Origin of the sequence: Sphingobium salicis subsp. salicis (assembly GCF_049472635.1) — a bacterium.
Taxonomy (GTDB): Bacteria; Pseudomonadota; Alphaproteobacteria; order Sphingomonadales; family Sphingomonadaceae; genus Sphingobium; species Sphingobium yanoikuyae_A.
Map to the genome: position 1 here is coordinate 4,970,965 of NZ_JAYRCS010000001.1, position 22,357 is coordinate 4,993,321.

Genomic DNA, 22,357 nt, shown 5'->3' on the forward strand with positions numbered 1-22,357 from the left:
GGACAGAGCAGGAGAGGCGGGACATGCGACCGATCGCAACAGGCGCGTTGATGCTTCTCTCCCTGTCATCGCTGCTGAATGCGGTCGATGCCGACGATCCGATCGTGGTCACTGCCGCCAAGCTGCGCAAGGTCGGTATCGACTATGATGTGCGCGGCCGCGACCTCGTCCGCTGCACGATCACGCGCAGCAGCGGCGAGGATCGGGTCGATCAGGCGATGTGTGAATTCGTGCGCCAGTGCGTCGCCGATGGTCATGGCCGACGGCGCGAGGCACAGGCCTGCGTCAGCGACCGGATCGCGGCGCTGGTCGATGCGGATATGGAGGCGGAGGATGTGGTCCTCGTTCGTCCCGCTGCGCTGGAGCAGGCGCGACAACCGGTCGCTTCGGTCGCGCTGCCCGGTCCGCAGATCAACCTGCCGCCGGCCGAGCGGGATGCGGACATCCTCGTGACCGGATCGCGCTACCGGATCAGGCCGGGTCTGTGGGAGATAGAGAAGGGACGGATGTTCAGCCAGATGGTGGGGTGGAAGGTCATCGGTGCCCGACGGCCAGGTGGTGTGCCGCCGGCACCGCCGGGCTATCGCTATCAGCTATGCCTTAGCCGCAGCGATGCGGAGATGCTGCAGCAATTTGTCGATGATCATTTCGAGCGTGAGGGGCTCAAGGGCTGCATGATGGCGCGCATGGAGGTGGAGGAGGGGCGGCTGAGTGTCACCCGCTCCTGTCCGTCGCGCTATGGCAGCACCGACATGCGCCTGAGTGCGATATTGTCCGCCGAGACAATCGAGGGAGTGATGCTCGCGACGACCGAAATGGAGCGCTTTCGCGACGAAACGCGCTATCTGCTCAACGGCCGTCGCATCGGCGAATGCCCGCCCTCCCGGCCCGAGGGCGCGGCAGGGCGGGATTAAGCCTGTTTAGGCCGCCAGGAACATGTCCGGGTCGAGCGCCATCAGCGTGTCGGCGCCGCCCTCGATCTTGCGACGGAGCGAACCGGCGTCGGGCATGATGCGCTCGGCATAGAAGCGCGCGGTGACCAGCTTGGCTTCCAGGAAGCCGGCATCGCCTTCGCCCGCATCGAGCAGGCCGGTGGCGGCCTTCGCCATGCGCAGCCACATCAGGCCGGTGGCGACGATGCCCAGAATGTGCATGTAATGATGCGCGCCGGCCCCGGCATTGTCGGGGTTCTTCATCGCGTTCTGCATCAGCCACATGGTCGCCGCTTCAAGCTGGCCCTTGGCCTTTTCGAGGGCATCGGCGAAGCTCGCTAGCTTCTCGTTGGTCTTGGCCTCGGCGATTTCGTTGGCCAGGATCTTGAGGAAGGCCTGGAGCGCACGGCCGCCATTCATCGGCAGCTTGCGGCCGACCAGGTCCATCGCCTGCACGCCATTGGTGCCTTCGTAGATCTGGGCGATGCGGGCGTCGCGAACATACTGCTCGACGCCATTTTCCCAGATATAGCCATGACCGCCGAACACCTGCTGGCTCGACACCGCAACGTCGAACCCCTTGTCGGTGCCATAGCCCTTGATCACCGGGGTCAGCAGTTGCAGCAGATCGTCGGCCGCCTGGCGCTCTTCCTCGGTCGCGGCGCTGTGCGACAGGTCATGCTGCAATGCGCCCCACAGGATCAGCGCGCGCAGGCCCTCGGTCAGCGCCTTGCCTTCCATCAGCATGCGGCGGACATCGGGATGGACGAACAGCGTGTCGGCCTTTTCCTCCGGCTCCTTGGGGCCGGTGAGCGCGCGGCCCTGGCGACGGTCCTTGGCGTAATGGACGGCGTTCTGGAACGCGATTTCGCCCTGGCCCAGACCCTGCAGGCCGACGCCCAGCCGGGCGGCGTTCATCATGATGAACATGGCGGCCAGGCCCTTATTCTCCTCGCCGACCAGCCAGCCCTTGGCGCCGTCATAGTTCATGACACAGGTGGCGTTGCCGTGGATGCCCATCTTATGTTCGAGCGAGCCGCAGGACACGGCATTGCGGTCGCCCAGCGAGCCGTCTTCGTTGACGATGAACTTGGGCACGACGAACAGCGAGATGCCCTTGCTGCTGTCGGGCGCACCCGGCGTCTTGGCGAGGACGAGGTGGATGATATTCTCCGCCAGGTCATGTTCGCCGGCCGAGATGAAGATCTTGGTGCCGCTGATCGCGAAGCTGCCATCGCCGTTCGGCACGGCCTTGGTCTTGATGAGGCCGAGGTCAGTGCCGGAATGCGGCTCGGTCAGGTTCATCGTGCCGGTCCAGACGCCCGACACCATGTTGGGCAGATAGGTGGCCTTCTGCTCGTCGCTGCCCTTGGCGATCAGCGCGGCGATCGCGCCGGCGGTCAGGCCATGATACATTTCGAACGCCTGGTTGGCCGACAGCACATATTCGGTGACGGCGGTGGCGACGACATTGGGCAGGCCCTGGCCGCCAAATTCGGTCGGCGCGTGCAGCGTGGTCCAGCCGCCCTCGACAAACTGGTCATAGGCCGCCTTGAAACCGGTCGGCGTGGTGACGCTGCCGTCGGCATGACGGGTACAGCCTTCCTTGTCGCCCACGGCGTTGATCGGGAACAGCACTTCCGACGCGATCTTGCCGCCTTCGGTCAGGATCGCCTCGACCAGGTCGGGGGTCGCATTCTCGAAACCGGGCAGATTGGCGTAGCGCTCCAGCCCGACGACATGGTCGAGCACGAAACGGGTGTCGCGGACAGGGGCGTTATAGCTGGGCATGAATCTTCTCCAGGCGTTTTTGTTCTGCTGCGGGAGAGCCGACGATGCGGCTCCGGCTTATTTCTCGATCGTTCCGATGAAGCTCGCCAGTTCGGCGATGGCGGCATCGATATCGTCCTTCTGGCGGGTCAGAAGGTCGATGCGCGCGCGGCACTTGTCGATCGTCACGCGGCGCTGTTCCTCATGCCCCTCGTCGGCGTCATAGAGGTCGATCATCTCGCGAATATCGTTGAGGCTGAAGCCCACGCGCTTGCCGCGCAGGATCCAGGCAAGGCGGGCGCGGTCGCGGCGCGAATAGACGCGGGCCAGGCCCTGGCGCTCCGGTGCGATCAGCCCTTCATCCTCATAGAAGCGCAGGGCACGGGCGGTGACGCCGAACTCCTCGCTGAGGTCGGTGATGCTGTAGCTCTGCTGGTCACGGTCATCGGGAAGCTCGATGCCGGCAATGCTGGTGCGCGTGTTCATGAGCAAAGACTATGACGGCTTTACGTTTACGTCAAGGTTAGAAGATGCGCAGGACGATCGGCCGTGCCACGGCCTCGGGGAATAGCATTTCGGGCGATTTGCGACTATGGGCGGCGCCATGATCCGTCTTTCCGGTTTGAAACTGCCCCTCGACCATTCGGCCGAGGCGATGCCCGTCGCCATCTGCGAACGCCTGGGGCTGGAGCCGCAGCAACTGCTTGGCCACAGCGTCGTGCGGCGCGGCAATGATGCGCGCCGCCGCAGCGCGATCCAGCTGGTCTATACGCTCGACATCGACGTGGCCGACGAGGCAGCGGTGCTGGAGCGCTTTGCCAAGGACCATGATGTCCGGCCGACGCCCGACACCAGCTACAAGTTCGTCGCCCATGTGCCCGACGGCTGGCAGGGCAAGCGCCCGGTGGTGATCGGGGCGGGGCCGTGCGGCCTGTTCGCCGGCCTGATCCTGGCGCAGATGGGGTTCAAGCCGATCATCCTGGATCGCGGCAAGGTGGTGCGCGAGCGGACCAAGGACACCTGGGGCCTGTGGCGCCGGGCCGAACTCAACCCCGATTCCAATGTCCAGTTCGGCGAGGGGGGCGCCGGTACCTTCTCCGACGGCAAGCTCTATTGCCGGGTGAAGGATCCCCGCTTCCTGGGCCGCAAGGTGCTGGAGGAGTTCGTCGCCGCCGGCGCACCCGACGATATCTTGTGGGAAGCGCACCCCCATATCGGCACTTTCCGCCTGGTCTCGATGGTCGAAGCCATGCGCAAGCAGATCGAGTCGCTCGGCGGCGAATATCGCTGGCAGCACCGCGTCGACGATCTGGTGCTGGAACGGCAGGGCGACGGCACGCAGAAATTGCGCGGGCTGGTGCTGCATGACGGCAGCGTGATCGAGGCGGATCATGTGGTGATGGCGGTGGGCCACAGCGCCCGCCCGACCTTCGAGATGCTGCACGGCAAGGGCGTGCATATCGAACCCAAGCCCTTCTCGATCGGCGTGCGGATCGAGCATCCGCAAAGCTGGGTCGACAAGGCGCGCTATGGCAATTGCGCCGGCCATCCCGATTTGGGTGCGGCGGCCTATAGCCTCGCCCATCATTGCGCCAATGGGCGGACCGTCTACAGCTTCTGCATGTGTCCGGGTGGCCGGGTGGTCGCCGCCACTTCGGAGGAAGGGCGCGTCGTCACCAATGGCATGAGCCAGTATAGCCGCGCCGAATTCAACGCCAATTCGGGGTTGGTCGTCGGCATCGATCCGGCGCGCGATTTCCCGGAGGGGCCATTGGCCGGGATCGAACTGCAGCGCCATTGGGAAAGCCTGGCCTATGTCGCGGGCGGTTCTTCCTACTGGGCGCCGGGGCAGACGGTCGGCGACTTCCTCGCGCGTCGGCCTTCGACCCAGCTGGGATCGGTCGTGCCCTCCTACAAACCGGGGGTCACGCCGACCGACCTGTCGCTGTGCCTGCCTGACTATGTGATCGAGGCGTTCCATGAGGCGCTGCCCGCCTTTGGTCGCCAGATCGCCCGCTATGACGATCCCGATGCGGTGATGACCGGCGTGGAAACCCGCACCTCCTCGCCGATCCGCATCACGCGCGGCAAGGATTTTCAGAGCCTCAACGTTGCCGGCCTCTACCCGGCGGGTGAGGGCGCGGGCTATGCCGGCGGCATCCTTTCGGCGGCGATCGACGGCATCAAGGTGGCCGAGGCGGTGGCGGTGCAGATGGTCGCGGGGTGACCGAAATCCTGTCGAGCCGCGCCCTTTATGAAGGCTGGCTCAACCTGCGGTTGGTGCGGCTGCGGATGGACGACGGCGTGGAATGCGACCGCCATGTGGTGGAGATGCGTCGTGCCGTTGCGGTGCTGCCCTATGATCCGGACCGCCGGGTTGCTTTGGTCGTCTCCATGCCGCGCACGCCGGTGATGTTGGCGGGCCTGCCCGACATGCTGGAGGCGATCGCCGGCATATTGGAAGATGAACCGGCCGATTGCGCCCGGCGCGAAGCGCTGGAGGAAGCGGGCGTGGCGCTCGGCGTAGTGGAGCCGGTCGGCCAGATCTGGAGCATCCCCAGCGTCGTCACCGAGAAGATCGACTATTTCCTGGCGCCCTATCGCGCAGCGGATCGTGTCGCGGATGGCGGCGGCCTGGTCGAGGAGCAGGAGAATATCCTGGTCCATGAACTGCCGCTGGCCGACCTGTGGCGGCGGTTCGAGGCGCAGCAATTGCAGGATGGCAAGCTGGTGATCCTGCTGCTGACGCTGCGCGCGCGTCGTCCTGCCCTGTTCGAGACGCTGTCCGAAAACTGAAGCCGTTTCGTAACCGCCCTGTCGCCGGATCGACCAAGCGGCGTAACCTCATCGTCAATCCAGCGTAACGGGCGCGCGCTATTGCGGCGCCATGCTGAACCCGATCGACCGTTGCATGCGCATCTCCCCGGCCGACAAGGCCCGGTTGCGCCTCCTGTTCCTGGCCAAGCATGCCTGCAAGGGCGGCGGGGCCGACAGCGTGGATGGCAATCATGCCGTCTATCATCATGAGATGCGATCGACGCTGGAGGCGATCGGCCTCCATGTCGCGGTCGCCGACAGCTATGATGCGCTGTTCGACAAGCCGGATGTCGACTTCGTCGTCACCCTGCTCAATCGCGGCGGCTTCCAGAATAGCGAGATGTTGGCGCCGCTCCTGCTGTCTTGGCGCGGCGTGCCCTTCCTGGGCGCAAGCCCGATCGTCCGTGGCGTGTCCGACGACAAATATCTCTCCAAGCTGATCGCTCGCGCCCATGGCGTGTCGACCATGCCGGCGCGCATCCTGCGCCGGGGCGCGATGCCGGCCGGCCCGGAATTTCAGGCCGAGCGGCTGGTGGTGAAACCCAACGCCTCCTCGGCATCCTGGGGCCTCGCCATGGTCGACAGCTGGGCGGAGGCTCATGCCCATGCCGATCATCTCCATGGCCTGGGCCATGACGTGCTGGTCGAGGCTTGGGCGCCCTTGCTCGACGTGGCCGTGCCGGTCGTCGGCGGCAGCGGTGGCCAGCCCTGGATTCTCCCGGCGATGATGTATGTACCGGCCGATCCGCATCGCGAACGCAGCTATGAGGAAAAGCGCGGCCTGATCGATGCCGGAGACGATCCGCTGATCCTGGTCGAGGATCGCGACCTGCGCGCGCGGCTGGAGGACATGACCCGCCGCCTGCTGCCCGAACTCTGGCCGTTCGACTATGGCCGGTTCGAGTATCGCTATGATCCGGCGTCGGGTGAGTTGCTGTTCATGGAAGTGAACCTGTCCTGCAATCTCTGGTCGAAGAAGACGATCTCGCGCTCGGCCGCGTCGATCGGCGTCGATCATCAGAGCCTGGTCGAAACCATCGTCGCGCACAGTCTGGCCCGCCATGGCCTGCTGACCGAAATGCCGGTGCTGGAGGCGGCCTGATGCCCGGCACGGCAACGGCGCTGGTGCTCGCCGGCAAGCGCGACGGCGCGACCGATCGGCTCGCGCAGGCGGCGGGCGTCACCCATAAATGCCTGGTCCCGGTGGTCGGCCAGCCGATGCTGGTCCATGTGATCGAGGCGCTGGCGGCCAGCCCGCGCATTGGAGAAATCCGGGTGGCGATCGAGGATGTGGCGGTGCTCGACGCGCTGCCGCAACTGCGCGGACTACGGAACACCGGGCGGCTGGTCGCGATTCCGGCCCGGCCCAATCTGGTCGATTCCGTGCTGGCGGCGGCCGATGGCGCCCGTTTCCCGTTGCTCATCACCACCGCCGACAATGTGCTGCTGACGCCCGATGCGCTGGCCGAGATGCTGGACGGTTGCGCGGCGCAAGGGGCTAATGCCGCCGTCGCCTTCACCCGCCGCGCGTCGGTGCTGGCGGCGCATCCGCAGGGGCAGCGCAAATTCTATCGCTTTGCCGACGACGAATTTTCCAACTGCAACACCTATTGGCTGAAGGATGCAAAGGCGCTGGCGGCGGCCGAGACCTTCCGCTCGGGCGGGCAGTTCGTGAAGCATCCGATGCGGATCATCGGCGCCTTCGGCCTGATCAACCTGATCCGTTTTCGCTTCGGCATCGGCACGCTGGGCCAGGCCTTTGCGCGCTTCTCCCGCCGCTTCCGCATGGTGATCGCGCCGGTGATCCTGAGCGACGGCGCGGTCGCGATCGACGTCGACAATGCGCGCAGCCATGGCGTGGCAAGCGAATTGCTGGAGCGGCGGCTGGCGCGTGTCGAGGCGGCCTGACCCTTGTTCACGTTGCGCGCGTTACCCCCGGCTGACGGCAATGTCCTGCTGGCAGCCTATCATGACGGGTTGCGTCGCCATTGGCCGCTGGGCCGGCGAACGGTTGCGCGGCTGATCGCGGCGAGCGGGCGCAGTGGCTGGGCCGCATCGGAGCGGCGCCTGCTGTGCGAAACGGTGCGGGCGCAGGGGCTCAGCATGCGCGATCGCAAGGGGCTGCATCGGCTGCTCAACCCCGGTGCCTTCCCGGCCGAAGCCAATCCGCTCAAGAACAAGCAGCTTTTCGCCCGCCATGCCGCTGCCGCCGGCTTGCCGCTGCCCGACAGCTTCGCGCTGGAGACGAGTGATATCGCCAGTTGGCTGAATCGCCAGAGCGTCATCATCGCCAAGCCCAGTTACTGCTCCAAGGGGCAGGGCGTCGTGCGTTTCGCAAAGAAGGGCGGGCGCTGGGAAGGCGCGGAAGGGCCGATCACCGACGACGCGCTGCGTGCGTGCCTGCTGGCGCTGTGGGCGGCCGGCGGGGTGATTCAGCGCTGCCTGACGACCCATGATGCGCTGGCGGATATGTCGCCCGGCGCGCTGCCGACCTTGCGGGTCGTCACCTGCCTGGACGAGGTTGGCACGCCCGAGGCCTGCGCGCTGGCGTTGCGCCTGTCTGCGGGCGGCGGGAGCCCTGTGGATAACTTCAACGCCGGCAATCTGGTGCTGTCGGTCGATGCCGACGGGCTCTGTGGGCCGGTGTGGCAGGCGGGACCCGACGGCGCGCCGATCCGCTGCGACCGGCATCCGCTGACCGGTGCGCCCATCAGCGGCCGGCCGGTGCCCGATCTCAATGCCGCCGTGGCGCTCGCGCTGCGCGCGCATCTCGCTTTCCGATCGGGCTTTACCGTGATCGGCTGGGATATTGGCCTGACGCCGGACGGCCCGGTGCTGGTCGAGGGCAACTGGAACCCCGGCACCGATATCATGCAACTGGTGAGCGGCCGGGGGCTGGCCGACAGCCGGCTGGGCGCGCTTTACTGCCATCATCTGCGCCATCTGCCGCCGCAGCGCTGGCAGGCGGCCGGCGCGATCGAGCGCGACCCGCGCCGGGCGTGATCATCCTCTATGTCCATGCGCTGGCCGCGACCGGCGTGGTGCGCAATGTCCGTATCCTGGCCGCCGAACTGGCGGCGCGCGGTCTGGCGGTCGAACTGGTGACGGCGCTGCCGGGCGGCGAGGGCGTGACCGGCGTGCCGCATCATGCGCTGCTGGCCGGGCCAAACCCGTCGCGCCCGCGCGAAAAGCTGCAGGCGATCGCGGCGCTGCGGCGGCATCTGCGATCGCGGGGGCGGGCGACGCTGATTTCGGCGGGCAATCATGGCCATGGCACCGCCTGGGCGGCGAGCCAGGGGCTGCGCGACGTGCGGCGCATCTATCGCATCAGCAACGACATCATGCGCAATGCGGCGGGGGCGCCATCAGGTGGGCTCGGGCGCCTCAGCCGCACCGCGATGGCGCGGCTGCTGGCGCGCGATGCCGATCATCTGGCGCTGGTGTCGCCGACCCTGGCGGATACGCCTGCCTTTGCCGGCGCGGCGCGGGCAGGCAAGGTGGCGGTGATCCCCAATGGCATCGACGCCGATGCCGCCCGCTTCCTGGCCGACGGGCCGGTGCCGCATCGCTGGATGGGCCGCCAGCCACCGGTGATCCTGGCGATCGGCCGGCTGGCGCCGCAGAAGAATTTCGCCACCTTGCTCGCGGCCTTTGCGCTGCTGCGGCGGCAGCGACCCGCGCGGCTCATCATTCTGGGCGAAAGCCGCGACCGCGCCTGCGACAGCCTGCGCGCGCAGGCGAAGGCGCTCGGTATAGCTGATGATCTCGACCTGCCCGGCACGGTCGAGAATGTCTTTCCCTGGCTGGCCCATGCCGATGCCTTTGTCCTGCCCAGCTGGTGGGAAGGATCACCCAATGTCCTGCTGGAGGCGATGGCCGTGGACGTGCCGATCATCGCGTCGCGTAGCGCGGGTAATGCGGCCGACCTGCTGGACCATGGGCGCTGCGGCCTGCTGATCGACCCGGCCGATGCGACGGCGATGGCCGATACGTTGGGGCGTCAGCTCGATCTCGCCACCGCGATCCGCCCCGGCGACCGGATCGACCATTTCGGCCTGGACGCGCTGTCGGATGCCTGGGTGCGGCTGCTGCGCTAGCCTTGTCGGAATTGCCGTGGCGTCTGCCCGGTCCAGCGCTTGAACGCACGGCCGAAGCTGGTCTGTTCGGCATAGCCCAGCCGCTCCGCCACCTCGTCGATCGGCATCGGCGTCTGGCGCAGATAGATGCGGGCGAGCTGTTCGCGCTGTTCTTCGACCAGATCGCTGAAATGCAGGCCATGGGCGGCCAGCCGGCTTTGCAGCGTCCGCACCGACAGGCCCATCCGGTCGGCGCAGCGCTCGATCGCACATGTCCCCGCCGGCAGCGCGCCGCGCACATAGGATCGCGCCCGTTCCGCCATGTCGGCATGGTTGAACAGGCGCAGCCGGCCCAGATAGCCGCCGACCAGCCTATAGGTCAGCCGATTGGCCGTCGCGATCGGCAGGTCGAGCAAGGCGGCGGAAAAGCCGATCGCGCTGCCCGGAGCGCGCGGGCGGACGGTCGTGCCCAGCAACGCCTCTATCTCGATCAGTTCGCGCGGGCTGGGATCGGCGGAAAATTGCACCCAGGCGGCGCGGAAACGCTGGCCGCTGACGGTCCGCAACAGCAGCAGGATCAGCATCATCGCCTGATAATTGGCCTGGTCGTTGAAGCCGAGATCGGCGCCGACCACCCAGCGCAGTTCGGCCATGCCGCCATCTTCCACCAGTTCCAGCTGCGCCTCGGGCGAATGGGCGACCGGCAGATAGCGGATCAGGCTGGCGGTCGCGGCGCGCAGGTCCGGCGCGGCGCGGCAGACGGCGGTGACGCTACCGAAAATGTCGGCATCCTGGGTGGCGGCAAGGTGCAGGCCGAACAGCGGATCGTCGAACAGCAGGCTGCAATATTCGAACATCGCCGCCACCTGCTGGCAGGCGATATGGCTGTCGGGATCGGCCAGCACCATCGGGTCTAGGCCATGCTGGGCGAGAATGCGGCGCGGCGCCCCACCGCGCGCGCGGACATAGTCGGAAAAGCCGCGCAGATTGGCCGCGCGCATCTGGCCGGCGGCCGGCACCGCCTCCAGCGGGCCTTCCAGCCCGAAGAAAAAATCCTGCTCCTCCATCGCGCGCCTGTCTGCCTCGTCGTCGCTTTGCTGCGTATCATATCGATAAAGCTGCGCCTAATGCCAATACGCCATCGCCGCCCCATGCCAGCCTGCCGGGCATAAGAGAGATGGGAGAGTGCGGCATGGCCAGGGCAAGCGCAGCAGCGCTCAAGCGCGAGGCGGCGCAGTTCGTGCATTATGAGAAGGACCGGGCGCGCAAGATAGCGACCGTCACTTTCGACCGGCCGGGCAAGGCCAACACGACGACGATCGGCATGCGCCTGCTGTTCGGCGAGATCGTCCACAAGGCGAATATCGACGATGATGTGAAGGTGCTGGTGATCCGCGGCGCCGGCCAGGATCTGGGATCGGGCGGCGACATCAACGAACATGGCGACATGTATCTGCATCCGGGAGAGGATGATGATTTCCTGCCCGACCTGGAGATTGACGATCCCGACGTGCGCTATCCGCCGCCCGGCTCCTATCGCTTTCTCCATGGCCTGACCGACCATTATGCCAAGGGCTATGCCGGCAATCGCCCGCTGCAGGAATTCAAGAAGATCAGCATCGTCGAGGCCAAGGGCTATTGCTATGGCTGGCATTTCTACCAGTGCGCCGATGCCGACCTGATCGTCTCGTCCGACGACGCGCTCTTTGGCCATCCCTCCTTCCGCTATGCCGGCTGGGGGCCGCGCATGTGGCAATGGCTGGAAATGGTCGGCATTCGCCGCTTTTCCGAAATGCTGTTCACCGGCCGCCCTTTCACCGCCGCCGAGATGATGGATTGCAACTTCGTCAACGCCGTCGTGCCACGCGACGCGCTGGAGGCGGAGACGGACAAATATGCCGATGCCTGCGCCCGCACCCGGCCGCTCGACGTGGTGGTCGCGCAGAAGACCTTTATCGAGGCCTATAAGCAATATCGCGGCGAATATATGGGCAGCCTGCTCACCGGCTGGCTGGAAGGCATGCTGCCGCTGATGAAGAGCGACCGGCCGACCGACATCGATCTGGGTGCTGGCGGCTTCGACCAGGGCATCGCCCACACCGTCAAGAATAACGACCTCAACTATCCCCCGGAATGGCGGCTGAGCCGCGCCGGTCGGGCTCAGCGCTGAAAGGAGCGGATGCGATGATCGAAACGCTCTTCGCCCTCGACCGGGGCAATTATCGCGAATGCCAGCACCTGTTTCGCGGCGAGCGCGAGCAGGAATATTATCGCGGCGATTACTGGATGGAGGAAGGCTCCGTCATCGACGTGGAGGCGCGGCGCAAGCCCGCCGGCCCCAGCGCGGCGATCCTGCTGCGATCGGCCACCCGCCTCTTCTTCCGCCGCACCCGCCAGCATATCCGCGAGGATGGCACCGACCTCACCGTCCTGTGGTTCGTCAAGCGTGGCCGACTGGTCTTTTCCAACCAGCTTGGCAGCCGCGCCGCCCAATATGGCGATTTCCTGATGACGCGCTCGACCGCGCCCTTCCTGATCGAATGCCAGCCCGATGCGCAGGGCGTGCATGAGGTGCTGCATGTGACGGTGCCGACCCATGTGCTGCGCGGCTTCGTCGATTGCGATGCTGGGGCGGGCATATTGCTGCCGATGCAGCGGGCGGAACTGGGGATCGCCGATGGCATCCTGGCCGGCCTGTTCCAGCGCGACGCGGATGTGGCGGAGGAAACCACGCAGACGTTGGTGGAAGCGGCGCTCGCGGTGATCGGCCAGGGGCTGCGCCACGATGTGCGCGCGGTGCCGCCGCGCCCCTCCGTCGCGGAAAAACGCTTTGCCGATGTGCGCCGCTTTGTCGAGGTCCATCTGTCCGATCCGGGCCTGTCCGCCGCGATGACGGCCAAGGGTTGCGGTATTTCGCCGCGCTATCTCACCACCCTGCTCAAGCAGAATGGCACCAGCTTTTCCGACCTGATCTGGCAGCGCCGGCTGGAACAGGCGCGGGCCTGGATGGCGCGGTCGGACGCGGCCAGCATCTCGATCAGCGAGATCGCCTACGCCGTGGGTTTCAAGAGCCCGGCCCATTTCAGCCGCATGTTCAAGCGCGTCTATGCCCGCAACCCCAGCGACTATCGCGCGGAGGCTGCGCCGCCGCCGCCGGTTGCGCTGCATTGAGCGGCAGGGGCGCATGACCATGCAAGGGAGCATCACTGAGCCACCGGTGCTGATCGGCAATGACGCCTATGTCTCGCAATCCTATGCCGATGCCGAAGCCACGAAACTATGGCCCAAGGTCTGGCAGGTCGCCTGTCGCGAAGAGGAAATTCCGGAGGTCGGCGACTATGTCACCTACGACATTGTCGATGACTCGATCATCGTCGTGCGCGCCGCGCCCGATCGGATCGCTGCCTATTTCAACGTCTGCCGCCATCGCGGCCGACAACTGACCGAAGGGTGCGGCCATGCGAAACGGCTGGTCTGCCCCTTCCATGCCTGGAGCTGGGATCTGGACGGCAACAATGTCGGCGTGGTCCGCAAGGATGCCTGGGGCGACTGCCTGAAGGCCGATGACCTGCGCCTGCGCGACGTGCGCGTCGACACATGGGGCGGCTGGGTGTTCGTCTGCATGGACCCGGACGCGCCGCCGCTGCGTGACTATCTGGAGCCGGCGGCATCGATGCTCGACCCGTTCGAGCTGGAGCAGATGCGCTATCGCTGGCGCCAATGGCTGCATTTCCCCTGCAACTGGAAGGTCGCGATCGAGGCGTTCAACGAGGGCTATCATGTTGCCGGCACCCATCCGCAGCTGACCAAATATTCGCCCAAGCCGACCTGGAGCGATGGGCGCGGCATCCATGGCGTGTTCGGGTCGCAGGCGCGCGAGGGCACGGGCGGCGCGACTGCTGGGGCGGCCGGCGCGGCGGACATGCGCCAGGGGCTGGCGGATTCACTCAACCAGCTCTGGGAGGAAGTGAACGGCACCACCACCGAAACGATGGTGCGGGTCGCCAATCTGCTGGTCGAGGAACTGCCCGAAGGGACGCCGCCGGGCGAGGTGCAGATGCACCTGATGCGCCGCACGGTGGAGGAGGACGCCAAGCGCGGGGTCAACTGGCCGCGCATCGACCCGGCCCATTTCGCGGCGGCGGGCAATGTCTGGCACATCTTCCCCAACACGGTCGTGATCCACGGACCGACCTTCGCGCTCTGCTATCGCGCACGGCCCGACGGCCATGATCCCAATCGCTGCATCTTCGAGGTCTATACGCTCGAACGCTTCCCCGAGGGCACCGAGCCGCGCCCCGCCAATCTCCACAAGCCCGACATGGACGAGGCAAGCTGGCGCAAGGTGCTGTGCCAGGATTTCTCGAACATGGGGGCGGTGCAGCGCGGCCTGCGCTCGCGCGGCTGCGACGGGCTGCGGCCCAGCCCGGTCGAGGAACGGGCGATCATCAATTTCCACCGCGTGCTGGCCGACTACCTCGGCACCGGCGCGCCGCAACCGATCGAATAGGGACGTTCAATGGCCGACATGGAACATCATAATGCCAGCGCCGTGCTGGATACCAGCGACGTCGACCAATGGATCGGCAAGCCGGTCATCTTCGCCGAGATGTGGGACGCCTGCAACGCGACCGACATTCGCCGTTGGGTTCAGGCGATGGACTATCCCAATCCGATCCACTGGGATGAGGAATTTGCCCGCGCCTCGCGCTTTGGCGGCATCGTCGCGCCGCAAAGCTTCACCGTGGCGATGGACTATGGCCATGGTTGCCACCCGGCCTGCGTCGGCAAGGTGCCGGGCTCCCACCTGATCTTCGCCGGCGAGGAATGGTGGTTTTACGGCACCCCCGTCCGCCCCGGCGACAAGCTGGTGCAGAGCCGCCGCTTCGACGGCTATTCGATTGCCGAGACCGGCTTTGCCGGCCCGACCATGTTCGCGCGCGGCGACACGATTCACCGCAACCAGCATGGCGCATTGGTGGCCAAGGAACAGGCGACCGCGATCCGCTATCTGGTCGAGGAAGCGAACAGGCGCGGCATCTATGCCAAGGAGAAGCGGAGCCCCCGGCGCTGGACCAAGGCGGAGCTGGCGGACGTCCACAAGGCGCGCCACGACTGGATCCTGTCCAACCGGGACGGCCATTCGCCCGCTTATGGCGATGTAAAGGTCGGCGACCGGCTGCCGCGCCGGGTGATCGGGCCGCATTCCGTGGTCAGCTTCGCCAATGAATGCCGCGCCCATCGCCAGAATATCTGGGGGACTTGGGCGTGGAACGTGCCCGAGGGCGTCCATGATCCCGCGACCGAGGATGCCGGCTTCGGCGCCGACATGTCCTATGACCATGAGGCGCGCAAGATCGACCCGCGCATGGGTGATGGTCTGTATCACGGCCCGTCATCGGGCCATATCAATGCCGAAAAGGCGGAGAATGTCGGCATGGGCGGCGCCTATGGCTATGGCGCGTCGATGAATGCCTGGCATCTCGACACGGTCGCCTATTGGGCCGGCCATGGCGGCTATGTCTGGCACAGCAAGACCCAGTTCCGCTCCCCCGCGTTTGAGGGCGACGTCACCTGGGTCGATGGCGAAGTGGTGGAGAAGATCGACCGATCCCCCTTCGGCATGCCGGTGGTCAAGGTCCGCACGGTGATGACCACCCAGGATGGCGAGGAGATATTGAAGGGCACCGCGCAGGTGGAGTTGCCCTATTGAGCGCGCCGCTTTCGCTGGTTCATGGCCCTCCGCTGGCGCAGGAGCCGGGGCAGGGCGCGCAGACCATCCCAGCCTATCTCGACATGGTGCGGGCGCGGCACGGCGCGCGCGATGCGGTCGTGATGCGCACGGCGGATCGGCGCATCTGCTGGAGCTATGACGAACTCCATGCCCGCTCCGTCGCGGTGGCGAGGGCGCTGATTGCGGCCGGCCTTGGCAAGGATGGCCGGGTCGGTGTGCTGATGGCGAACCGGCCGGAATATCTGGCCAGCGTCTTCGGCATCGCGATGGCGGGGGGCGTCACCGTGGCGCTCAGCAGCTTTTCGAGCGCGGAGGAATTGAGCCATCTGGTCCAGGCTTCGGCGATCGGCATCCTCCTCTTCGACACGCGGGTGATGAAGAAGGATTTTGCCGCCATGCTGGCCGGCATCGACAAGGGGCCGTTTCTCCATCGGTTGGTCCAGCTCGACAGCGTGACCGATGCCAATCCGGCAGCGCCGGGCTATGAAGGCTGGGATGCTTTCCTCGCCAGCGGCGCGGCGGTGCCTGATGCACAGGTGGCGCAGCGCGCCGCCACCGTCACCCCGTCCGACCATGGCGGCATCTTCTTCTCGTCCGGCACCACCAGCTTGCCCAAGGGCATCGTCCATGCCCAGCGCGCCTTCTGCATCCAGTGGTGGCGCTGGCCGCGGGTCTTCGCGATGCGTGAGCCGGTGGTGAGCTGGACCGGCAATGGCCTGTTCTGGTCAGGCAATATCAGCCTGGTGATCGGCACCGCGCTGTCGACCGGCGGGACGGCGGTGCTGCAACCGGTGTTCGATGCCGCCGCAGCACTCGACGTGATCGAGCAGGAGCGCGTCACCTTCCTCACCGGGCGGCCGCACCAATGGGCGCGGGTCCAGGCGGCGGAGAATTGGGTCAGCGCGGACCTCTCCAGCCTCAAATATGTGACCAAGGGTGAATTGATCGGCGAACATCCCACGGTCGACACCGACTGGACCACGCCCATGGCCTTCGGCACGACCGAGACGATGACAATCTGCACGGCGTTCGATGCGGATACGTCCGACGCCGATTATGGCGGCAGCGCCGGCGCGCCGCTGCCCGGCAACAGCCTGAAGATCGTCGATCCGCTGACCCGCGCGATCCTGCCGGTCGGCCAGCATGGCGAAATGTGCATCAAGGGGCCGACCCTGATGACCGCCTATCTGGGCAAGGCGCCGGAAGAATGTTTCGACGCGGAAGGCTATTACCGCACCGGCGACGGTGGACGGGTGGACGAACAGGGGCGCTTCTTCTGGGAAGGGCGCCTGAGCGACATGATCAAGACTGGCGGCGCCAATGTCGCGCCGGAGGAAGTGGACGCGGCGATCGCGACCTTCCCCGGCGTCAAGCGCAGCCAGACCGTCGGCGTACCCGATGAGCTGCTGGGCGAGATGGTGGTCGCCTGCATCGTCCCGGTCGATGGCGCGCGGGTGACGGAAAGCGACCTGATCGCTCATCTCAAGGCGCGCATGGCCAGCTTCAAGGTTCCGCGCCGGGTGCTGCTGCTGGACGAGGCGGATTTCGCCCTGACCGGCAATGAAAAGGCCAAGGCCACCGACATTCGCGCGGTTGCGGTGGCGCGGCTCAGTCATCCATAGCTCTGGCCTATGGGCTACCCGAAATTCGCTATTTGACCCTTTGGCCGCGCCATGCCAGCCCTCGGCCCAGACAGGGGAGAGGCATGCGGACAACGATCGATCGGCGCAGGTTCATCGCAGCGGGTGCCAGCCTGATGATCGGCACGGCCGCCCGATCCACGCTGCCGGCGATCCGGCAGGCGCCCAAGGCGCGCATCATCATCGACAATGATTTCGCTGGCGATCCCGACGGCCTGATCGCGCTCGCGCATCAACTGGCGACGAAGGCGGCGCGGCCGGTGCTGGTCACGACATCGGCGCTCGACGCGAAGCTGGCGGCGCTGGGCGGACAGCCGGCCGGCGCAACCGCCGCGGCGGGCAAACAGGCGGCGATCGACCTGATGAAGATCATGGGTCTGACGAATCTCTGCCCGGTGATTGCCGGCAGCGAGCGCTTCGGCGTCGCCGGGGCACAGGCGTCGGCGGCGGCACGGGCGATCGTGGCGGAGGCGATGCGGGACGATCCGCTGCCGCTCTTCTTCACCTGCGGCGGGCCGCTCACCAATCTCGCCCAGGCGCTGCAGCTGGAGCCGGCGATTGCTGATCGTATGACCCTGGTGTGGATCGGTGGCGCCGATTATCCGCAGGGCGGCAGCGAATATAATATGTCCACCGATCTGGAAGCGGCGCGCACCCTGATCGAGCGGAGCCGCATGCCGATCTGGCAAATTCCCGCCAGCGCCTATCGCCAGTTGCAGATGTCGGTGGCGGAAATGTCGGCGACCTTGCGGCCGATGTCGGCGACGACCGCATGGCTCTATGGCCGCTATGCCGACCTTCCGCCCTTCGTTCAGCTGGGCGGTGCCATCACGCTGGGCGACAGTCCGATGGTGTTGCTGACGTCCGTGTCTGCGGAGAGCAGTGCCTCCTCGATCATCGCCGGCCGGCGCCTGCTGGACGATTCCCGCTATGGCGCGGAAATCCCCGGCCGCTCGATCCGCCTCTTCACCCAGCTCGATGCGCGGCTGGCGCTGGCGGATTTCCTGGCCCTGATGCAGCCGCGCAGGGACTAGCGCGCGATCTCGATCCGGTCGTCCACAATCCGCAATTCATAGACCCTGATGGGTGCCTTCGCCGGCGGGTTCATCGCGCGGCCGGTTTCCAGATCGAAGCGTGCGCCATGGACCGGGCAGGCGATCCAGCCCGCCCGCACCCGGCCGCAGGCGAGCGGCTCGTCGGCATGGGAGCAGCGATTGGCGACCGCGAACAGCCGCCCATTGCTGTGGCACAGGAGGATGCTCTCGCCGTCGACATCGACGGCCTTGGCAGTGCCTGGCGGCACATCGTCGACATGGGCGACGGCGGTGAAGGTCAGCATGGTCATGGCCCCATTCATCATGGGCCGGCGGGCACGGCAATTGCCCGTGACCCTATGCGCGTGCCGGTGCAAGCGGCGCTGCCGCACGGGTCATTCCGCTTCGCTGCCCCGCCTTCGATAGTGGCTGGCAGCAGAACAGAGCGGGAGAGGGCGATCCGTGCGCCGGGACTATTATCAGCATGCCTATGTGACCACCGACTGGCGCCGGGCGATGGACGAGATCGGCGGGCTGCACGGCATCGGCCATTATATGGAAATGCCCGATGCGCTTTTCGACACCGGGCAGGACCGGCAGGCGATCGCCCATTTCGCGCTGGCGACCAAGGATGAACTGCAGTTCGAGATCATCCAGCCCCTGTCGGGCGACATCAGCGTCTATCAATGGGGCCTGCCGGCGGAGGGCTTTGGCCTTCATTATCATCATCAGGGCCGGCATTTCGGCGATCGCGGCGCCTTTGACGCGGCGGTCGCGGCGGCCAAAGCCCGCTGGGCGATGCCGATCGCCTGGGACACGATGGGCGGCACCTATGCCTATTTCGATGCGCGCGCCAATCTGGGGCATTTCGTAGAATATTTCTGCTTCCCGCCCGGATCGCATCTCGAAGCGGTGCCGAGCTTCTGATGATGGAAAGCTTCGACCTCATCATCGTGGGATCGGGTGCGGCCGGCGCCATGTCAGCCTTGCGGGGCGCGGATCTCGGCCTCTCCGTCCTGATCGTGGAGAAGGCGCATCAATTTGGCGGCACGTCCGCCACCTCGGGCGGGGTGATGTGGGTGCCGGGCCATGGGCTGGATGGCGACCAGGGCGACAGCGCGGCCGCGGCGTTGCGCTATCTGCGCAGCGTCATCGGCGTATCGGTCGATGCGGAACGGCTGGCCGCCTATGTCGACCGCGCGCCGGAAATGCTGCGCTTCCTGAAGGACAGCGGTGTTCCGGTGATGGCGGCGGCCTGGCCCGATTATTTTCCCGACGCGCCGGGCGCGCGGGCCGATCGCTCCATCATCTGCCCGACCTTCGACGGGCGGCAATTGGGTGATGATCGCTATCCGCTGATGCGGGCGCAATATAGCCGGTTCACGCTGTTCCGCCGCTATGCGATGGACCTTGGCCAGACCTTCGCCCTGATGATGCAGCAGCGCGGCTGGCGCTGGACCGCGGCGAAGATGATCGCGCGCTACTGGCTCGACATCGGCACGCGGCGGCTGTCGGCGCGGGACCGGCGCTTCACCCAGGGGGCGGGGCTGATGGGCGCGCTCTACCAGCAATTGTTCGCGCGCGGTGTCGAACTGCGGCTGGAAACCGCGCTGGAGGAACTGACGCTCGGCGCCGACGGCCGCGTGTCGGGCATCACCGTCCGCCGCTTCGGGCAGGTGCAGCAGATCGGCGCGCGCCATGGCGTGGTGCTGGCGGCGGGCGGCTTTGAATGGAATCAGGCGCTGCGCGATCGTTTCTACCCGGTGCCGGGCCTCGCCCGCCACAGTTCGACCCCGGAGGAAGGCAATCGCGGCGAGGCGCTGATCGCGGCGGAGGCGATCGGCGCGTCGGTCGCCCATACCGATCAGGGCTGGTGGATACCGACCATGACCCTGCCGGCGCCGGGTGCCGCCAATTTCCACGAAATCCACCAGGCCGCTTTCGATGTCGGCCGGCCGTGGAGCGTCTGCGTCAACCGGCTGGGCCTGCGCTTCGTCAATGAAGCGACCGGCTATGACCGGTTCGGTCAGGCGATGGTGGCGGATCAGCTGAAGACCGGCGCCAACATGCCCTGCTGGCTGATCTTCGACGCCAAGTTCCGGGCGAAGTTTAGCGCCGGCGGGCTGATGCCCACGGTCCATACGCCCGACCATCGCATCCCCGGCCATTGGTGGGACCATTATGTCTTCCGCGCCGGATCGATCGAGGAATTGGCGCGCAAGATCGGCATCGCGCCGCAGGCGCTCAGCGAAACCGTGCAGGTGATGAACGGCTATGCGCAGACCGGCGTCGATCCCGAATTTGGCCGGGGCGGCAATATTTATGATCGCTTCTTCGGCGATCCCGGCGTCACCCCCAACCCCAATCTGGGACCGATCGATACCGCGCCCTTCTATGCCGTGCCGATCGACAATGGCGATCTGGGCACCAAGGGCGGGCTGCGCTGCGACGCACAGGCGCGGGTGCTGGATGGCGGCGGTCGGCCGATCCCGCATCTCTATGCCGCCGGCAATTGCGCCGCGAGTCCCTTTGGGGACTGCTATCCCGGCGCCGGCGCGACGATCGGTCCGGCACTGACCTTCGGCTATGTCGCGGCGGGGGACATTGCGGCGCGGGCGCACGAGCAGCAGAGGATGACGGCATGACGGAACAGAAGGTCGCGATCGTCACCGGCGCGGCGGGCGGCATTGGCGCGGCGATCGTGCGCGCCCTGTGCGCCGATGGCGTGGCCGTGCTGGGCACCGGCCGCAGCGCGGACAAGCTGGCGGCGCTCGCAGCCGCGCTGCCGCAGGACGCCGCCTTTGCCTTCGTCGCGGCGGACATTGGCGATGATGATGCGCCGGACAGGATCGTGGCGGAGGCAACGGTCCGGTTCGGGCGGGTCGATCATCTGGTCAACAATGCCGGCGCGGGGGTGTGGGCGTCGGTGCATGACACCAGCGACGCCATGCTGGACGAAGTGATCGGCCTGTCGCTGCGCGCCCCCTTCCGCCTGTGCCGGGCCGTGTTGCCGCATATGGGCATGGGGTCGGCGATCGTCACCATCGGGTCGACCTTCGGCATCATGGGCGGAATGGATGGCGGCATCTATTGCGCGGTGAAGGCGGGGCTGACCGGCCTCACCCAGACGATGGCGGCGCAATATGGCGAACAAGGCATCCGCTCCAACATCGTCGCGCCGACCGTGGTGCGCACGCCGATGACCGATGCCGCCTGGGACTATCCCGCCTTCCAGCGGATCAACCAGGGGCTGACCCCCTTCTACCGCGATTGCGCGCCGGAGGATGTCGCCCATGTCGTCGCCTTCCTCTGTTCCCACAAAGGCGAATATATCAATGGCCAGGTGATCGCGGTGGATGGAGGCTGGTCAACCACCCGGATGATCAACAGCCGCTTTGCCGGCTAGAGCGTTCTGAAATCGGCTGGAACAGCCGATGGCTCGCAGAATGCGAAAAACAAAAGACAATTGGAGCGCTGGCCGATTCAATCTAATCGGCCAGCGCTCCAAGATCGTCGCGCAGCGCGGCCTGGTCCCGGTCCAGCGCGTCGAGCGTCGCCAGCGCCATGGCGCGATAGGCTGGCAGCAACTCGGGTGCGTGCGCGTTCAGCGCCGTCAGATGATTGCCGATCGTCTGTCGGTCGCCGCGCAGCAGCGGGCCGGACAGGGCATCGATCCCGCGATCCAGGCTGTTGTTAAGCGCGGCCCGGACCAGCGGCGCCAGCAGCGCACCGGGCTCCGCCACGCCGGCCGTGACCAGTGCGTCGGAGGCCCCGGCGATCAGCGTCACCAGATGATTGGCCGCATGGCAGAGCGCGGCATGATAGAGGGCGCGATGCGCCTCCCCGACTTCGACCGCCACGCCGCCCAGCAGAGCGACAAGCTTGCGTGCCGCCGCGATGGCCGGCGCATCGGCGCCGGTGATGGCGAAGCGGGCACCCTGCATCCGCGCGACTTCGGCGGCCGGATCGCCGGTGAAGGTCATGGCGGGATGGACGGCGGCGGTGGTCGCGCCCTGTGCCCGGAGCGGATCGAGCAGCGCCGCGCCGCTGCGCCCGCTGACATGGCAGATGGTGGCAGACAAGGGCATGGTGGCCAGATCCGCGATCACCGCCGGCAGGGCGTCGTCCGCCACCGCCAGCAGGATCAGGTCGCAATGGGATGACAGCGAAGATGACAGGGCAACGGCCTGCGCACGGCCGATCGCTGCAACCGCTGCGGCGGCATGGTCGGGGTTGCGACCCTGCACCAGGATCGGCGCGGCGCTGCGCGGGGCCAGGGCCAGACCCAGCGCGCGCGCGACCCGGCCGGTGCCGATGAGGCCGATCTGGCGATAGGCGGGATGCTCGGTCATGG

Annotated in this window: 21 protein-coding genes; 16 read left to right on the forward strand and 5 right to left on the reverse strand. The window is 66.7% G+C overall.

Annotation, left to right across the window (positions count from 1 at the left end; genetic code table 11):
• Positions 1 to 23 precede the first annotated feature (23 nt).
• Positions 24 to 914 (forward strand): DUF3617 domain-containing protein, encoded by an 891-nt coding sequence (locus tag VHN57_RS24050; RefSeq protein WP_278985388.1) that lies wholly within the window; start codon positions 24 to 26, stop codon positions 912 to 914.
• Between the two features lie 6 nt (positions 915 to 920).
• Here VHN57_RS24050 and VHN57_RS24055 read toward each other — a convergent pair whose 3' ends face one another.
• Both VHN57_RS24055 and VHN57_RS24060 read right to left on the reverse strand, forming a co-directional pair.
• Positions 921 to 2,723: an acyl-CoA dehydrogenase C-terminal domain-containing protein gene (locus VHN57_RS24055; protein ID WP_278985386.1), complete on the reverse strand. Its 1,803-nt coding sequence runs from the start codon at positions 2,721 to 2,723 to the stop codon at positions 921 to 923.
• A 57-nt stretch (positions 2,724 to 2,780) separates the two neighbouring features.
• Positions 2,781 to 3,188, reverse strand: coding sequence for a MerR family transcriptional regulator (locus VHN57_RS24060; RefSeq protein ID WP_004210206.1), 408 nt, complete (start codon positions 3,186 to 3,188; stop codon positions 2,781 to 2,783).
• Positions 3,189 to 3,306: 118 nt separating this feature from the next.
• Between VHN57_RS24060 and VHN57_RS24065 the strand changes: the two genes are divergently transcribed.
• The 6 genes from VHN57_RS24065 to VHN57_RS24090 all read left to right on the forward strand — a co-directional run bounded on the left by VHN57_RS24065 (position 3,307) and on the right by VHN57_RS24090 (position 9,616).
• On the forward strand, positions 3,307 to 4,929 hold the full coding sequence (locus tag VHN57_RS24065) for an NAD(P)/FAD-dependent oxidoreductase (RefSeq protein ID WP_278985384.1): 1,623 nt from the start codon (positions 3,307 to 3,309) through the stop codon (positions 4,927 to 4,929).
• Positions 4,926 to 5,498, forward strand: a complete 573-nt coding sequence (locus tag VHN57_RS24070) for an NUDIX domain-containing protein (RefSeq protein WP_278985382.1) — start codon at positions 4,926 to 4,928, stop codon at positions 5,496 to 5,498. The genes VHN57_RS24065 and VHN57_RS24070 overlap by 4 nt, the downstream gene beginning before the upstream one ends.
• A gap of 91 nt (positions 5,499 to 5,589) precedes the next feature.
• Entirely contained in the window at positions 5,590 to 6,621 is a 1,032-nt protein-coding gene (locus VHN57_RS24075; RefSeq protein ID WP_278985356.1) for a D-alanine--D-alanine ligase family protein, read from the forward strand.
• On the forward strand, positions 6,621 to 7,427 hold the full coding sequence (locus VHN57_RS24080) for an NTP transferase domain-containing protein (RefSeq protein WP_278985354.1): 807 nt from the start codon (positions 6,621 to 6,623) through the stop codon (positions 7,425 to 7,427). The genes VHN57_RS24075 and VHN57_RS24080 overlap by 1 nt, the downstream gene beginning before the upstream one ends.
• 3 nt (positions 7,428 to 7,430) lie before the next feature.
• Complete coding sequence (locus tag VHN57_RS24085; RefSeq protein ID WP_278985352.1) at positions 7,431 to 8,522, forward strand: sugar-transfer associated ATP-grasp domain-containing protein; 1,092 nt, start codon at positions 7,431 to 7,433, stop codon at positions 8,520 to 8,522.
• The gene (locus VHN57_RS24090) at positions 8,519 to 9,616 is read left to right on the forward strand and encodes a glycosyltransferase (protein ID WP_278985350.1); all 1,098 of its coding nucleotides are present in this window, start codon (positions 8,519 to 8,521) and stop codon (positions 9,614 to 9,616) included. Before VHN57_RS24085 ends, VHN57_RS24090 begins: the two co-directional genes overlap by 4 nt.
• On the opposite strand, the gene VHN57_RS24095 is transcribed toward VHN57_RS24090, so the two are convergent.
• On the reverse strand, positions 9,613 to 10,662 hold the full coding sequence (locus VHN57_RS24095; RefSeq protein ID WP_278985348.1) for an AraC family transcriptional regulator: 1,050 nt from the start codon (positions 10,660 to 10,662) through the stop codon (positions 9,613 to 9,615). The genes VHN57_RS24090 and VHN57_RS24095 overlap by 4 nt on opposite strands.
• Before the next feature lie 125 nt (positions 10,663 to 10,787).
• Between VHN57_RS24095 and VHN57_RS24100 the strand changes: the two genes are divergently transcribed.
• The 6 genes from VHN57_RS24100 (at position 10,788) to VHN57_RS24125 (ending at position 18,003) form a co-directional block, all read left to right on the forward strand.
• A complete protein-coding gene (locus VHN57_RS24100) occupies positions 10,788 to 11,765 on the forward strand; it encodes an enoyl-CoA hydratase/isomerase family protein (RefSeq protein WP_037515860.1) in 978 nt (325 codons plus the stop codon).
• 14 nt (positions 11,766 to 11,779) lie between these two features.
• On the forward strand, positions 11,780 to 12,766 hold the full coding sequence (locus tag VHN57_RS24105; RefSeq protein WP_423285901.1) for an AraC family transcriptional regulator: 987 nt from the start codon (positions 11,780 to 11,782) through the stop codon (positions 12,764 to 12,766).
• A 13-nt stretch (positions 12,767 to 12,779) separates the two neighbouring features.
• Entirely contained in the window at positions 12,780 to 14,105 is a 1,326-nt protein-coding gene (locus VHN57_RS24110; RefSeq protein ID WP_278985342.1) for an aromatic ring-hydroxylating oxygenase subunit alpha, read from the forward strand.
• A 9-nt stretch (positions 14,106 to 14,114) separates the two neighbouring features.
• Entirely contained in the window at positions 14,115 to 15,308 is a 1,194-nt protein-coding gene (locus tag VHN57_RS24115; protein ID WP_278985340.1) for an FAS1-like dehydratase domain-containing protein, read from the forward strand.
• Positions 15,305 to 16,951: a class I adenylate-forming enzyme family protein gene (locus VHN57_RS24120; RefSeq protein WP_278985338.1), complete on the forward strand. Its 1,647-nt coding sequence runs from the start codon at positions 15,305 to 15,307 to the stop codon at positions 16,949 to 16,951. Before VHN57_RS24115 ends, VHN57_RS24120 begins: the two co-directional genes overlap by 4 nt.
• Before the next feature lie 83 nt (positions 16,952 to 17,034).
• Entirely contained in the window at positions 17,035 to 18,003 is a 969-nt protein-coding gene (locus VHN57_RS24125; protein WP_278985336.1) for a nucleoside hydrolase, read from the forward strand.
• Here VHN57_RS24125 and VHN57_RS24130 read toward each other — a convergent pair.
• Positions 18,000 to 18,314, reverse strand: a complete 315-nt coding sequence (locus VHN57_RS24130; RefSeq protein WP_234831794.1) for a Rieske (2Fe-2S) protein — start codon at positions 18,312 to 18,314, stop codon at positions 18,000 to 18,002. The genes VHN57_RS24125 and VHN57_RS24130 overlap by 4 nt on opposite strands.
• Before the next feature lie 151 nt (positions 18,315 to 18,465).
• On the opposite strand from VHN57_RS24130, the gene VHN57_RS24135 reads away from it, so the two are divergent.
• Genes VHN57_RS24135 through VHN57_RS24145 form a run of 3 tightly spaced genes read left to right on the forward strand, consistent with a single transcriptional unit; the run spans position 18,466 to position 21,409 of the window.
• Positions 18,466 to 18,930: a hypothetical protein gene (locus tag VHN57_RS24135; protein ID WP_278985333.1), complete on the forward strand. Its 465-nt coding sequence runs from the start codon at positions 18,466 to 18,468 to the stop codon at positions 18,928 to 18,930.
• Complete coding sequence (locus VHN57_RS24140) at positions 18,930 to 20,648, forward strand: FAD-dependent oxidoreductase (RefSeq protein ID WP_278985331.1); 1,719 nt, start codon at positions 18,930 to 18,932, stop codon at positions 20,646 to 20,648. The genes VHN57_RS24135 and VHN57_RS24140 overlap by 1 nt, the downstream gene beginning before the upstream one ends.
• On the forward strand, positions 20,645 to 21,409 hold the full coding sequence (locus tag VHN57_RS24145) for an SDR family NAD(P)-dependent oxidoreductase (protein WP_278985329.1): 765 nt from the start codon (positions 20,645 to 20,647) through the stop codon (positions 21,407 to 21,409). Before VHN57_RS24140 ends, VHN57_RS24145 begins: the two co-directional genes overlap by 4 nt.
• An 82-nt stretch (positions 21,410 to 21,491) precedes the next feature.
• On the opposite strand, the gene VHN57_RS24150 is transcribed toward VHN57_RS24145, so the two are convergent.
• A complete protein-coding gene (locus tag VHN57_RS24150; protein ID WP_278985327.1) occupies positions 21,492 to 22,355 on the reverse strand; it encodes a Rossmann-like and DUF2520 domain-containing protein in 864 nt (287 codons plus the stop codon).
• Positions 22,356 to 22,357 lie beyond the last annotated feature (2 nt).

Bases quoted from the DNA above. Each gene is read 5' to 3' on its own strand.
- VHN57_RS24050 (WP_278985388.1), top strand. From the start codon at position 24: ATGCGACCGATCGCAACAGGCGCGTTGATGCTTCTCTCCCTGTCATCG.
- VHN57_RS24055 (WP_278985386.1), bottom strand. From the start codon at position 2,723: ATGCCCAGCTATAACGCCCCTGTCCGCGACACCCGTTTCGTGCTCGAC.
- VHN57_RS24060 (WP_004210206.1), bottom strand. From the start codon at position 3,188: ATGAACACGCGCACCAGCATTGCCGGCATCGAGCTTCCCGATGACCGT.
- VHN57_RS24065 (WP_278985384.1), top strand. From the start codon at position 3,307: ATGATCCGTCTTTCCGGTTTGAAACTGCCCCTCGACCATTCGGCCGAG.
- VHN57_RS24075 (WP_278985356.1), top strand. From the start codon at position 5,590: ATGCTGAACCCGATCGACCGTTGCATGCGCATCTCCCCGGCCGACAAG.
- VHN57_RS24080 (WP_278985354.1), top strand. From the start codon at position 6,621: ATGCCCGGCACGGCAACGGCGCTGGTGCTCGCCGGCAAGCGCGACGGC.
- VHN57_RS24095 (WP_278985348.1), bottom strand. From the start codon at position 10,662: ATGGAGGAGCAGGATTTTTTCTTCGGGCTGGAAGGCCCGCTGGAGGCG.
- VHN57_RS24100 (WP_037515860.1), top strand. From the start codon at position 10,788: ATGGCCAGGGCAAGCGCAGCAGCGCTCAAGCGCGAGGCGGCGCAGTTC.
- VHN57_RS24105 (WP_423285901.1), top strand. From the start codon at position 11,780: ATGATCGAAACGCTCTTCGCCCTCGACCGGGGCAATTATCGCGAATGC.
- VHN57_RS24110 (WP_278985342.1), top strand. From the start codon at position 12,780: ATGACCATGCAAGGGAGCATCACTGAGCCACCGGTGCTGATCGGCAAT.
- VHN57_RS24115 (WP_278985340.1), top strand. From the start codon at position 14,115: ATGGCCGACATGGAACATCATAATGCCAGCGCCGTGCTGGATACCAGC.
- VHN57_RS24125 (WP_278985336.1), top strand. From the start codon at position 17,035: ATGCGGACAACGATCGATCGGCGCAGGTTCATCGCAGCGGGTGCCAGC.
- VHN57_RS24130 (WP_234831794.1), bottom strand. From the start codon at position 18,314: ATGACCATGCTGACCTTCACCGCCGTCGCCCATGTCGACGATGTGCCG.
- VHN57_RS24140 (WP_278985331.1), top strand. From the start codon at position 18,930: ATGATGGAAAGCTTCGACCTCATCATCGTGGGATCGGGTGCGGCCGGC.
- VHN57_RS24145 (WP_278985329.1), top strand. From the start codon at position 20,645: ATGACGGAACAGAAGGTCGCGATCGTCACCGGCGCGGCGGGCGGCATT.
- VHN57_RS24150 (WP_278985327.1), bottom strand. From the start codon at position 22,355: ATGACCGAGCATCCCGCCTATCGCCAGATCGGCCTCATCGGCACCGGC.